The organism is Microbispora sp. NPDC049633 (genome assembly GCF_040675265.1).
In the GTDB taxonomy this organism is placed as follows: Bacteria; Actinomycetota; Actinomycetes; order Streptosporangiales; family Streptosporangiaceae; genus Microbispora; species Microbispora maris.
The window spans coordinates 1-11,512 of sequence record NZ_JBFAOO010000222.1 but is presented as its reverse complement, the minus strand read 5'-3'; the positions used below and the strand labels follow the sequence as shown (position 1 = coordinate 11,512).

The following is an 11,512-nucleotide window of genomic DNA, read 5'->3' as shown; positions in this document are numbered from 1 at the left end:
CAGGCGGTGACCGCCACGCCGACCTCGTCCACCCGCCCGCTGGCGGGGGTCCAGGCCGCGGAGGCGTCCTTGTCGTCGGCCCGCACGCACCAGATGCGCTTGGCCTCGGCCTCGCCGGCGACCGCGGTGTTGACGTCGCGCTGATCGGTGCAGGCGTGCACGAGCCAGGCGCCGTCGCAGTCGCCGACCTGGTACGGCCGCCGTTCCCAGATCACCCGCCCGGCGGCGATGAGGTCGTCCAGCGCCGGGGTGACGGTGGGCGAGATCAGGGTGACGGAGGCTCCGGCGTCGAGCAGCGCGGGAACCCGCCGCTGTGCGACGCGTCCGCCGCCGACCACGAGAACACGCCGCCCATCGAGGCGGAGGCCGAGCAGGTAGGGCGCCATGACCCCAGTCTCCCTATCGCGTAAAGCGTGCATTGTTAGGAGGCAAACCTACCCGCTGGGCTCGGGCGACATTCACCGGTTGAGACTTGTGAGTCCACAGGTCGGTCGCCCCGCGGGCCCAGGCGGACTCACTGTCCCTTGTCCGCCACGCCCGCGGAGTCGAAGGTGGCGACCTCGTGCATGACCCGCGCCGCCGCGCTGACCAGAGGGTGGGCGAGCAGCCCGCCCGTTCCCTCGCCGAGACGCAGCCGCAGGTCGACGAGCGGGTCGAGGCCCAGGTGGGCCAGCGCCGCCGCGTGGCCCGGCTCGGCCGACCGGTGTCCGGCCAGGCAGTAGCCGATCGCGTCGGGCGCGATCCCGCCGGCCACCAGCGCCGCCGCTCCGGCGATCACCCCGTCCAGGATGACGGGCACCCGGGCCGCGGCGGCGCCGAGCACGAAACCGGCGATCGCCGCGTGCTCCAGGCCGCCGACCGCCGCGAGCACGCGCAGCGCCGCGTCCGGCCCGTCCGGTACGGCTCCCGCCTCGGCGATGCCGTTGGCCCGCAGGCCCCGCCGTACGATCTCGATCTTGTGCTCGTAGGTGGCGTCGTCGACGCCGGTCCCCCGCCCGGTGACCCCGGCGGCGGGCCTGCCGGTGAACGCGCAGATCAGGGCGGCCGACGCGGTGGTGTTCGCGATGCCCATGTCGCCCGTCACCAGGCAGCGCGCGCCCGCGTCCACCAGGTCGCGGGCGATCTCGACGCCGACGGCCAGGGCGGCGCCGGCCTGCTCCGGCGTCATCGCGGGCCCCTGCGACAGGTCGGCCGTGCCGTACGCGACCTTGCGGGCGAGCAGCCGGGGCGCGGGCGGCAGGTCGGCCGCGACTCCCACGTCCACCACCGTCACCGACGCGCCCACCTCGGCGGCGAAGGCGTTGGCGACCGCTCCTCCCGCGGTGAAGTTGGCCACCATCTGCGCGGTGACCTCCTGCGGCCAGGGGCTCACCCCCTGCGCGTGCACGCCGTGGTCGGCGGCGAAGATCGCCAGAGCGGCCGGGGACGGGAGCGGCGGCGGGCAGGTCCCGGCGATGCCCGCGAGCCGCACCGCGACGTCCTCGAGGACCCCGAGCGAGCCGCTCGGCTTGGTGAGCCTGTCCTGGTGGGCCCTGGCCTCCGCCATGGGGCCGGGCTCGACCGGGCGGATGGCGCCGATCGTCTCGCCGAGGGACGTCATGCTCTCTCCTTCTGTCGCCACCTGGTCCGGCCGCGGCGCCCCGATGCCGGCCCCTGATTCCGGCCCTCTGATTCCGGCCCCCTGCTCACCGGCTCCGGCCGGGCGGCCGCCGGAACACGGACCGGCGGGCGCGTCAGACGGCGCTGGCGACTCCGGGCTGGGCGAGGGGCCCGTCCGGCGCGTCGTCGCGGGGCTCCTCCCCCGCCTCGCCACGGCCGGCCACGCCGATCATGCTATCCGTCTCGATCTCGCCCTCCGCTTCCGGTTCGGGCATCTCGGCCTCGAGCGTCTCCACGTCGAGGACGTCCAGGTCGAGCTGCTCCAGATCCAGCGGCTCGGGTTCGGCGTCCCTGGCCATGGTCAGGCGCGCGCCGATGGCGGTCACGAGGCCGGCGTCGGCCCCGGCGGCGGGGCTCATGTCCGGCTCCGCGCGCCGCGTGGGGAACGGCCGGGTCAGCGGCAGGACGGTGGACGGGCGGCTCGCGGCCGGCGACGAGGACTGCCCGCCCCCGGCGAGCGCCTCCTCGTACCTCTCGATCACCACGTCGGCGAGGCCCTCGCAGTCGCCGATCACCTCGGCGCAGCGGATGTCGAGGCCCTCGTGGTTGGCGCCGTACGCCAGCGCCTGCGCCCAGATGCGTTCGAGGACCGCCCCGGCGAACAGGACGTACGGCAGGACGATCACGCGCTTGGCGCCGAGCCTGCGGCAGCGCTCCAGGCCGCCGGGCACGCCCGGGCGGGTGTGCGAGACGTAGGCCGTCTCCACGGTCAGCAGGTCGGCGGCGTGGGTCTCCCAGAACAGCCGCGAGACCCGGTGGACCTCGGCGTTGACGGCGGGGTCGGTGGAGCCGTGCCCGACCAGGACGACCGCGGTCTCACCGGGCGCGATCTCGGCGGGCGGCTCGTCGCTCACGAACCGCGGCATCTCCGCGCGGGCGTCGGCGAGCCGCTCCGCGAGCAGCTTGAGCACGCGCGGGTCGGGTCCGAGCGGGCGGCCGAGGTCGTATTCGAGCGTCGGGTGCCGCTCCTGCTCCAGGGCCATGGTGCCGGGGATGTCCCCGAGCGCGCGCCGGTCGCCGGTCAGGCTGAGCGGCACCGCGATCAGGTGGTGGTGCCCCCGGGCCACGAGAGAGGCGATGGAGTCGCCGAGCGGGGGGCGGGCGTTCGTGATGAAGCCGCCGCTCACTTCGGCGGGGAGCCCGTCGAGGCGGCAGCGGAGGCGGTGAACGAACCTGCCGAACTCGGCGACGCCGGTCTCATCGTGAGTGCCGTGGCCGATGAGCAGCAGCGGCGGTTTCATCTGGTCGATCTCCCCTGCAGTTGACCTGCGTCCGTTCACAATCCCCGCTCGCCGTCCGGGCCGGTTCGCCCGAGCGCGCCGGACCGGGTCTCCCGCGTCGGGACGCGCGCTCGCCGGCCGGCGGGAGGCTCACGGCTGGCGAGGATAGCCTTCCGGCCCTCAATCATGGTGGCCGCTTGACCGAGCGGCCCAGCGACTAGGGCGATTCTTTACCTATTGCCATGAAATTTCCCCGTTGAGCATGCCGAAGAGTACGGCGTCGGCCCAGCCACCCGGGACCGGCAGCGCCTGCCGCATGATGCCCTCCTCGATGAACCCGGCCTTCCTCGCGACCGCCTGGCTGGCACGGTTTCCCGTCGCGACCAGCAGATGGACCCGGTGGAATCCGAGGTCGAACAGGTGGGCCGTGGCCAGTTGGGTGGCCTCCACCGCGTACCCCCTGCGGCGGGCCCACGGGGCGACCCAGTATCCCAGCTCGGCGTCCCCGCGCTCATGGTCCTCGCGCTGCACGCCGATGGCTCCGGCGAGCCGTTCCCCGTCCTTCGGCTGTATCGCGAAGTTGCCACCATAGCCGGGGCCGTTCGCGTGCGCGAGCCGGGTGCACCACTCCAGCGCGCGCTCCAGCGTGTAGCCCTCGGCCCACGTCATCCAGCGGGCGATCTCGGGATCGCCCTTGACCGCGTCGACGACGTCGAAGGCGTCGTGCCGGGCGAACGGCCGCAGGACCAGCCGCTCGCTCTCGATCCTGCGGCGCGGCACGACCCGCTCGTCGCCGCGCAGCCGGCCGAAGACCACGAGGTCGTACGGGCCGTCGTCCTCGAATCCGGCGCCGCGCAGCAGTCCCTCACGGGTGAAGCCGGCCTTCTCCGCGACCCTGATCGACGCGAGGTTGCCGGCGTCGGCCCGCAGTTCGATCCGGCGCAGCGGGCCCTCCCCGAGCAGGCGGCCGACGAGCCCGCGGACCGCCTCGGTCGCGTATCCCCGGCCGCGGTGGGCGGGATGCACGCCGTATCCCACCTCCGCGGTGCCCGCGCCCCACTGGGTCTTGAAGACGCTGATCGACCCGGCCACACCCTCCCGCGCGTGCATCGCGAGGTGGATGCCCTGACCCGAGCGCCACAGCTCGTGCACGCCGTACGACAGCCACTGCGCGATGCCCGAGGCGTGCCCGGGCGCGCCCGGCGGCAGCGCGGTGAGGTGCGCGCCGTCCTCGATGATCGCCCGCACCTGGCCCGCGTCTCCCGGGCCGAACGGCCGCAGGATCAGCCGTTCGGTGTTGACCGTCAGCCGCTCGTCGAACAATGCGTCACTCCATCACACGAGTGGATTTTCCGCTCGCCGCAGATTATGTGGGACACGGCCTCACCGCTCCCGATGTTTGGGGCAGGCGGTCCGGGTACGAGGCACGACAGTGACCCTAATCGGGAGGTGAGGTCATGAGTATCCAGCGCGGCAGCGACAAACACGGCCGCCGGCTCGACGAGGAGCAGAAGCACGAGACGCAAGGCCTCGTGCAGGGCGCCGGACGCACCCGGGTCGAGGAGTGGCGCGAGCCCGAGCCGACGCAGCAGCCCGAGGAGGACATGTCGCCGCCTCGCCGGCACCCGCCCGGCCGCGAGCCCGGGACACCGCTCGGCATCACCCCCGCCGACGTGGAGCGCCGCAGCCATCTCGCCACCTGGCTCAGCGACGCCGGCTTCCCCGCCGACCCGGCCAAGCTGCTCGCCCACGCCGAGCACAAGAACGCTCCCGACGCCGTGATCGACGCCGTACGGCGGCTACCCGAGATGACGTTCCACAACATCGCGGAGGTGGCGGAGGCACTCGGACTCGGAGTGGAACGTCAGCGCTGGTAGGGAGGGCCCGTGAGACTGGACTTCATCCGCGGGCTGTACGAGCGGAGCGGCCCGTACGCCTCGGTATACGTGGACACCGACCGGTCGTCCGAAGGCGCGGCCAACGTGGTCCAGCGCCGGTGGGCCCAGCTCAGGGACCGGCTCGCCGAGGAGGGAGCCCCGGCCTCGGCCCTCGAGCCCATCGGCGAGCTGATGCTCGATCCGGTGTGGGCCGCGCCGGGGCGCGCGGTCTTCGCCGGGGAGGGCGAGGTCGTGCTCACCGAGGCGCTCGCCCACCGTCCGCGCCGGCAGACCGCGCGGTGGTCGCCGCTCCCCCACGTGGTTCCGTTGCTCGCGCAGCGCGGCGAGCACGTGCCGCACATCGAGGTGCTGGCCGACCGCGCCGGCGGCGAGGTGGTCGTCGTGGCCGACGGGCGTCGGCGGGAGCTGACCGTGGAGGTGGCGGAGGGGCCGCTTCAGAAGACCGGGGCGGGCGGCTGGTCGCAGGGCAACTTCGAGCGGGAGGTCGAGGAGACCTGGCGCCGCAACGCCGTCGCCGTCGCCGAGGTCGTCGAGAAGGAGGCGCACGGCATCGGCGCGGAGGTCGTGGTGCTGGCCGGTGATCCCAAGGCCCGCTCGCTCGTGACCGACTACCTCGCCAAGGACGTCGTACGGCGGCTGACGGTGGCCGAGCACGGCAGCCGGGCCCCGGGCGCCGACCTGGACCACTTCCGGCGGGAGGTCGAGAGCGCCTGCCGGGCCTGGACCGACCGGCGCTACGAGGAGCTGCTGAACACGTACGCGGCGGGCAACGCCGTGACGGGGCTCACGGAGACTGCACGGGCGCTGCGCGACCGGCGGGTGGGCGCGGTGCTGATGCACGACGACCCGTCGTCCACGGCCACGATGTGGATCGGGCCCGAGCCCACGCAGCTGTCCACCGATCCCACGGAGCTGACCGCCTGGGGGGTCGAGCGGCCCGTGCGGGAACGCGCGGACGCCGCCCTCGCGCGGGCGGTGGCCGCGACCGACGCCGAGCTGTGGTTCGTCCCGCGCATCGAGTCGCCGGACGGCATCGGGGCGCTGCTGCGCTTCTGATCCGGGCTTCTGATTTGGGCGGGTCTCAAGTCACGATCAGCACTTCGAGCGTGCGGGGGCCGTGGACGCCCTCGACCCGGTTCAGCTCGATGTCGCTGGTCGCCGAGGGACCGCTGATCCAGGTCTGGGGCCGCGCGGGGTCGAGCCGGGCGACGGCGTCCGGCACCGCCGCGACGATCTGCGCGGCGCGCACCACGCACAGGTGATAGTCGGGCACCAGCGTGAGCGCCCGCCGGCCCTGGCCCGGCCCGGTGTCGAGGACGATCGTGCCGGTCTCGGCGATCGCGACCGCGCAGGTCGTGAGCACACCGTCCACCGCGTCGAGGTCGGCGGCGCTCAGCGGCGGGTCGTCGGCGACCGCCTCCACACCTTCGGCGGGCGACCACCGTGGGGGGAACCCGCCGGGCACGACGACCCGGCGCGCCCCGCGCCCGGCGAGGGACCGCGCGACCCGCCCGGCCGCGCCCGCCTCGTCCACCACGTGGACCACGGCGCGGTAGTCGCGGATCCGCTCCTCGAACAGGCGGATCTCGCCCGGGGCCGGGGACGGCCCGCGGTAGGCGCGGGTGATCCCGGCGTCGGGCACGCCCGCCAGGGCGCGGCGGACCCGGGCGAGGATCAGGTCGCGGGAGCTCATCGGCGTCCTCCGTCCGTGCGGTCCCACCATTCGCGGAACGACTCGCGGGGCACCTCAGGCAGGTCCCTGGTGTCGGTCCAGCCGCCGAGCGGCCCCGGCAGCCTGCGGGGCACGAGCCGGCGCAGCCGTCCCCCGGCCCGCTGCAGACGCGCCAGCCGTCCCGAACGCTCGAACACCCATCCGGCCGCCGCCATCCCGGCGCGCTCCGGCCAGGGGTGGCGGGCCCGGGAGCGCAGGTCCACCAGTACGGACGGGATGTCGATGGCCACCGGGCAGACCTCGTAACAGGCTCCGCACAGCGAGGAGGCGTAGGGCAGCGAGCGGTCCAGCTCCGAGCCCATGCCGCGCAGCTGCGGCGTCAGGATGGCCCCGATCGGCCCGGGATAGACCGAGCCGTAGGCGTGGCCGCCGGTCCGTTCGTACACCGGGCAGACGTTGAGGCAGGCCGAGCAGCGGATGCAGCGCAGTGCCTGCCGTCCCACCTCGTCGGCGAGGACGCGGGTGCGGCCGTTGTCGAGCAGCACGAGGTGGAACTCCTGGCCCTCGGCAGCGCCGGTCCACGTCGAGGTGTAGGGGTTCATCCGCTCTCCGGTGGAGCTGCGCGGCAGGAGCTGGAGGAAGACCTCCAGGTCGCGCCAGGCCGGCAGCACCTTCTCGATGCCGACCACGCTGATCAGCGTGCGCGGCAGTGTGAGGCACATGCGGCCGTTCCCCTCGGACTCCAGCACGACCAGGGTGCCGGTCTCGGCGATCGCGAAGTTGGCCCCGGAGATCGCCACCTTCGTACTCAGGAAGCGCTCGCGCAGGTGGAGCCGGGCCGCCTCGGCCAGCGCGGCGGGGTCGTCGGTCAGGTCCTCCGGGGCGGGGCGGCCCCAGCCGGACATGTGCTCGGTGAAGATCTCCCGGATCTCCGCGCGGTTGCGGTGGATCGCCGGGACGAGGATGTGCGAGGGCCGGTCGTCGCCCAGCTGCACGATGAGCTCGGCGAGGTCGGTCTCGTAGGCGGTGATGCCCTGCTCCAGCAGCGCCTCGTTGAGGCCGATCTCCTGGGTGGCCATCGACTTGACCTTGACGACCTCCGTCTCGCCCGTGGCCTTCACCAGGTCGGCGACGATCCGGTTGGCCTCCGCCGCGTCGGCGGCCCAGTGCACCCGGCCTCCGGCCGCCGTGACGGCGTCCTCCAGCTGGATCAGGTATCGGTCGAGGTTGCGGAGCGTGTGCTCCTTGATCGCCCGGCCGGCCTCGCGCAGCTCGGCCCAGTCGGGCGCCTCCGCCACGACGCTCGCCCGCCTGGCCCTGATGGTCCTGGTCGCCTTGCGCAGGTTGAACCGCAGCTGCGAGTCCCGTACGGCTCTCGCGGCGTTGCGGGGGAAGGGGCGGTCCGCCGGCATGCCGAGGAAGGTGACGCTCATCGGACCCCCGCCGTCTCGGTCGCGCAGAGGATCTCGGCCAGGTGCATCACGCGTACGCCCGCCTTCTGCCGGCCGAGCATGCCGCCGATGTGCATCAGGCAGGAGTTGTCGGCCGCGCACAGCACCTCGGCGCCGGTGTCGAGGACGGCGCGCGCCTTGTCGGCGCACATCGCCGCCGACACGTCGGCGTTCTTGAGCGCGAAGGTGCCGCCGAAGCCGCAGCACTCCTCGGCGCCCGCCAGTGGCACCAGTTCCAGCCCCTTGACCTGGCGTAACAGCGTCAGCGGACGGTCGCCCAGGTGGATGCCGCGCAGCGAGTGGCACGTCGGGTGATAGGTGACCCGGTGCGGGAAGTACGCCCCCACGTCGGTCACCCCCAGCACGTCGACCAGGAACTCGGTCAGCTCGTAGGTCCTGGGCACGACCCGCGCCGCCGCGTCGGCGAAAGGACCGGACGACCCGGCCAGCTTCGGGTACTGCTCGCGGATCATGGCCGCGCACGAGCCCGAGGGGACTACGACCGCGTCGTAGCCGCGCAGCGCCGCCACACTGCGCCGGGCCAGCCGTACGGCCTCGTCCCGGTAGCCGGTGTTGGCGTGCATCTGCCCGCAGCAGGTCTGGGCGCGGGGGAAGTCGGCCTCCACGCCGAGACGGCGCAGCAGGCGCACGACCGCCCGCCCGGTGTCCGGGAAGAGCGTGTCGTTGACGCAGGTGACGAACAGGGCTACCCGCACATGCCCTCCCGGCGTGTATGGTCAGACCAAATATGGTCAGACCATACATCCTGGTTCGCCCCCGGCGACACCCGAGTGAGGAGCCGCGGTGACCACCGGAGAACGCAGGCGTACGGACGCCCGCCCGCGCGCCTTCGAGGAGGTGCTGGCCCGGATCGAGGAGCGCATCGCGGCCGACGGCCTGACCGTCGGCGACCGGCTGCCGGGCGAACGCCAGCTCGCCGAGCAGCTCGGCGTCGGCCGGTCGTCGGTCCGGGAGGCGCTGCGCGTGCTGGAGACCCTCGGCGTGGTCACGCCGCAGGCGGGCCGGGGCCCGGACGCCGGGGCGGTGCTCACCTCCCGCCCGGGAAGCGCGCTCACCGACCTGCTCCGGCTGCATCTCGGCCTCGCCACGCTCTCGATGCGCGAGGTGATCGACACCCGGCTGATGATCGAGCAGTGGGCCGCGGCCCGGGCGGCGGCGGCCCCGGCGGGAACGGCGACGGCGCGGATGGCGGAGGCGATCGCGGCCATGGACGCGGCCCGCGACCCCGCCGAGTTCGTCGAGCACGACATCGCGTTCCACCTGGCCCTCGCCGAGGGGTCGGGCAACCGGCTGATCGTGGCGGTCATGCGGGCGCTGCGCGACGCCGTGCGCCGCTACGCCGTGGACGCCGTCGTACGGCTCGGCGACACCGGCGGTTTGCAGGACGACCACCGGCGCATCCACCGGGCGATCGAGGACGGCGACGCCGCCGCGGCGGCGGCCGCGGTCGCCGGGCACCTCGCCCGCGCCTATCCGGAGTCTGGCCCGGATTCATAGAACGTGTTCTAATCACGCGTGTGGCCGATGATCTGAGACTCGGGCTGAACCTCGGGTACTGGCAGCGGAACGCCGACGACGCGACCGAGGTGGTGCTGACCGCCGAGCGCCTCGGCTACGAGTCGGTGTGGACCGCCGAGGCGTACGGCAGCGACGCGTTCACCCCGCTGGCCTGGTACGGCGCCAGGACCAGCCGGATCAAGCTCGGCACCAGCGTGGCCCAGCTGTCCGCCCGTCCCCCGGTGACCACGGCGATGACCGCGATGACGCTCGACCACCTCACCGGCGGGCGGCTGCTGCTCGGCGTCGGCGCCTCCGGCCCGCAGGTCGTGGAGGGCTGGTACGGCCGGCCGTTCGCCGCGCCGCTCGCCCGCACCCGCGAGTACGTCGAGATCATGCGGAAGGTGTGGCGGCGGGAGGAGCCGGTGACCAGCCCCGGCCCGCACTATCCGCTGCCGCTGCCCGGCGGCCTCGGCAAGCCGCTCAAGCTGATCACCCATCCGCTCCGCCCCGACATCCCGGTCTACCTGGGGGCCGAGGGCCCGAAGAACGTCGCGCTCGCGGCCGAGATCGGGCAGGGCTGGCTGCCGCTGTTCGCCTTCCCCGAGAAGATCGAGGCGATGTACGGCGACGCGCTGGCCGGCGCGAAACCCGGGTTCGACATCGCCGCCATGGTCATGGTGGTCGTGACCGGCGACCTGCGGGCCGCGCTGGACGGCGTGAAGATGATGCTGACCCTCTACATCGGCGGCATGGGGGCGAAGACCCGCAACTTCCACGCCGACATCATCGGCAGGATGGGCTACGCCGAGCAGGCCGGCCGCATCCAGGAGCTGTACCTGGCCGGCCGGCGTGACGAGGCGTTCGCCGCCATCCCCGACGAGCTGGCCGACGGCATCGCGCTCCTCGGCCCGCTCGGCCGCATCCGGGAGCGGCTGGAGCTGTGGCGCCGCAGCCCGGTCACCACGCTGCTCGTCATGGGCCCCCGCGACGAGCCCACACTCAGAGCCGTGCGGGATCTGGTTCTCGGCTGAGCGCCGCCCGGTCGGCGGCAGCGGCGGCGAAGGCCCGGACCAGCGGGTGCGGCTGCCGTTCGGCCAGCTCGGGCTGGAACAGCGTGACCAGATAGAAGGGGTGACCGGGCAGCTCGGCCACCCGCGCCTCGCCCTCGTCGTCGTGCCCGGTGAAGCGCAGGCCGCGGGCCTCCAGGGTCTCCAGGTAGGCGGGGTCGGGGCCGTAGGAGCAGAAGTAGCGCTCCACGGTGCGGTCCGCGCCGACGACGCGCTCGGCGAGCGAGCCGGGGGTGAGCCGCACGGCCGCCTCGTGCCCGGCGAGGGAGCAGGACAGCTGCCTGATCAGCGGGTTCGGGGCATCGGGGTCGTTTTCGGCATGGCTGACGGTCAACCCGCATACGTGACGGGCGTACTCCAGCAGCGCGTGCTGGAAGCCGGCGCAGGTGCCGAGCAGCGGGATCGCGCGCTCGCGGGCGGTCCGGGCGGCCGTGATCGCCCCCTGCTCGCTGCGGTACGGGCTGCCGGGCAGGATCCAGACGCCGTCGAACCCGCCGAGGCCGGCGACCTCGTCGGTCCTGATCCAGTAGGCGTCGAGGTCCAGCCCCTCGCGCTCGCGCAGCGCGCCGAGGATGAGCGGGATGCGGGTGTGGGAGCGGACGGTGGGCGACCGGTCGCCGACCAGCGCGATGCGGGGTCTCATGGCGTCCATGCTGGCGACGTGCGAACTTAATGACAAATGATGATTCATAAGGTTCCCATAAGAGATGCTGATGCCCATGGATCCTCATCTGCTGCGCACGTTCGTGACCGTGGTCGCCGAAGGGTCGTTCTCGGCGGCGGCCGACCGGCTCGGCTACACCCAGCCCGCGGTGTCCCAGCAGATCGCCGCGCTGGAGGCCGACCTCGGGGTGCCGCTGCTCGGCCGCCGCCCCGTACGGCCGACCCGGGCGGGCGAACGCCTGCTGGAGCACGCCGGGCCCCTGCTGCTGCGGCTGCGGGCCGCGCGGGCGGACGTGGCGCGGCTGTCCGCCGAGCCGCGGACGCTGACCGTCGCCGCCGGCCCGCTCACCCTCACGGCGGG

13 protein-coding genes are annotated in these 11,512 nt (G+C 73.8%); 5 read left to right on the top strand and 8 right to left on the bottom strand.

Annotated features, from left to right (window positions below):
* From AB0J39_RS34120 to AB0J39_RS34105, 4 genes are all read right to left on the bottom strand, one after another.
* The coding region (locus AB0J39_RS34120; RefSeq protein WP_363472339.1) for a bifunctional precorrin-2 dehydrogenase/sirohydrochlorin ferrochelatase at window positions 1–386 on the bottom strand (386 nt) is incomplete at its 3' end.
* 128 nt (window positions 387–514) lie between these two features.
* The gene (gene cobT, locus AB0J39_RS34115; RefSeq protein ID WP_363472337.1) at window positions 515–1,600 is read right to left on the bottom strand and encodes a nicotinate-nucleotide--dimethylbenzimidazole phosphoribosyltransferase; all 1,086 of its coding nucleotides are present in this window, start codon (window positions 1,598–1,600) and stop codon (window positions 515–517) included.
* A gap of 133 nt (window positions 1,601–1,733) precedes the next feature.
* Complete coding sequence (locus tag AB0J39_RS34110; protein ID WP_363472335.1) at window positions 1,734–2,900, bottom strand: sirohydrochlorin chelatase; 1,167 nt, start codon at window positions 2,898–2,900, stop codon at window positions 1,734–1,736.
* A 213-nt stretch (window positions 2,901–3,113) separates the two neighbouring features.
* Window positions 3,114–4,202 (bottom strand): GNAT family protein, encoded by a 1,089-nt coding sequence (locus AB0J39_RS34105; protein ID WP_363472333.1) that lies wholly within the window; start codon window positions 4,200–4,202, stop codon window positions 3,114–3,116.
* 134 nt (window positions 4,203–4,336) lie between these two features.
* On the opposite strand from AB0J39_RS34105, the gene AB0J39_RS34100 reads away from it, so the two are divergent.
* Both AB0J39_RS34100 and AB0J39_RS34095 read left to right on the top strand, forming a co-directional pair.
* The gene (locus AB0J39_RS34100; RefSeq protein WP_076435018.1) at window positions 4,337–4,756 is read left to right on the top strand and encodes a DUF2795 domain-containing protein; all 420 of its coding nucleotides are present in this window, start codon (window positions 4,337–4,339) and stop codon (window positions 4,754–4,756) included.
* Window positions 4,757–4,765: 9 nt separating this feature from the next.
* Window positions 4,766–5,833, top strand: coding sequence for a Vms1/Ankzf1 family peptidyl-tRNA hydrolase (locus AB0J39_RS34095; protein WP_363472331.1), 1,068 nt, complete (start codon window positions 4,766–4,768; stop codon window positions 5,831–5,833).
* 25 nt (window positions 5,834–5,858) lie between these two features.
* Here the strand turns inward: AB0J39_RS34095 and AB0J39_RS34090 are convergent, their stop codons facing one another.
* From AB0J39_RS34090 to AB0J39_RS34080, 3 genes are read right to left on the bottom strand one after another with little or no spacing between them, the layout of a single operon-like run.
* Window positions 5,859–6,470 carry an LUD domain-containing protein gene (locus AB0J39_RS34090; protein ID WP_363472329.1) on the bottom strand — a complete coding sequence of 204 codons (612 nt, stop codon included), beginning with the start codon at window positions 6,468–6,470 and terminating at the stop codon, window positions 5,859–5,861.
* Complete coding sequence (locus AB0J39_RS34085; protein ID WP_363472327.1) at window positions 6,467–7,882, bottom strand: lactate utilization protein B; 1,416 nt, start codon at window positions 7,880–7,882, stop codon at window positions 6,467–6,469. Before AB0J39_RS34085 ends, AB0J39_RS34090 begins: the two co-directional genes overlap by 4 nt.
* Window positions 7,879–8,616, bottom strand: coding sequence for a (Fe-S)-binding protein (locus tag AB0J39_RS34080; RefSeq protein ID WP_363472325.1), 738 nt, complete (start codon window positions 8,614–8,616; stop codon window positions 7,879–7,881). The genes AB0J39_RS34085 and AB0J39_RS34080 overlap by 4 nt, the downstream gene beginning before the upstream one ends.
* An 88-nt stretch (window positions 8,617–8,704) precedes the next feature.
* On the opposite strand from AB0J39_RS34080, the gene AB0J39_RS34075 reads away from it, so the two are divergent.
* The gene (locus AB0J39_RS34075) at window positions 8,705–9,418 is read left to right on the top strand and encodes an FCD domain-containing protein (protein WP_363472323.1); all 714 of its coding nucleotides are present in this window, start codon (window positions 8,705–8,707) and stop codon (window positions 9,416–9,418) included.
* A 20-nt stretch (window positions 9,419–9,438) separates the two neighbouring features.
* Window positions 9,439–10,452: an LLM class F420-dependent oxidoreductase gene (locus AB0J39_RS34070; protein ID WP_363472321.1), complete on the top strand. Its 1,014-nt coding sequence runs from the start codon at window positions 9,439–9,441 to the stop codon at window positions 10,450–10,452.
* Here the strand turns inward: AB0J39_RS34070 and AB0J39_RS34065 are convergent.
* Window positions 10,421–11,131, bottom strand: a complete 711-nt coding sequence (locus AB0J39_RS34065; RefSeq protein ID WP_363472320.1) for a hypothetical protein — start codon at window positions 11,129–11,131, stop codon at window positions 10,421–10,423. The genes AB0J39_RS34070 and AB0J39_RS34065 overlap by 32 nt on opposite strands.
* Window positions 11,132–11,207: 76 nt before the next feature.
* Here AB0J39_RS34065 and AB0J39_RS34060 point away from each other — a divergent pair.
* A partial coding sequence (locus tag AB0J39_RS34060) for a LysR family transcriptional regulator (protein ID WP_363472318.1) occupies window positions 11,208–11,512 on the top strand: 305 nt, incomplete at its 3' end.

Excerpts from the sequence above, each read along its gene's own strand:
- cobT (WP_363472337.1), bottom strand. The coding sequence starts at position 1,600 with ATGACGTCCCTCGGCGAGACGATCGGCGCCATCCGCCCGGTCGAGCCC.
- AB0J39_RS34110 (WP_363472335.1), bottom strand. The coding sequence starts at position 2,900 with ATGAAACCGCCGCTGCTGCTCATCGGCCACGGCACTCACGATGAGACC.
- AB0J39_RS34100 (WP_076435018.1), top strand. The coding sequence starts at position 4,337 with ATGAGTATCCAGCGCGGCAGCGACAAACACGGCCGCCGGCTCGACGAG.
- AB0J39_RS34090 (WP_363472329.1), bottom strand. The coding sequence starts at position 6,470 with ATGAGCTCCCGCGACCTGATCCTCGCCCGGGTCCGCCGCGCCCTGGCG.
- AB0J39_RS34085 (WP_363472327.1), bottom strand. The coding sequence starts at position 7,882 with ATGAGCGTCACCTTCCTCGGCATGCCGGCGGACCGCCCCTTCCCCCGC.
- AB0J39_RS34065 (WP_363472320.1), bottom strand. The coding sequence starts at position 11,131 with ATGAGACCCCGCATCGCGCTGGTCGGCGACCGGTCGCCCACCGTCCGC.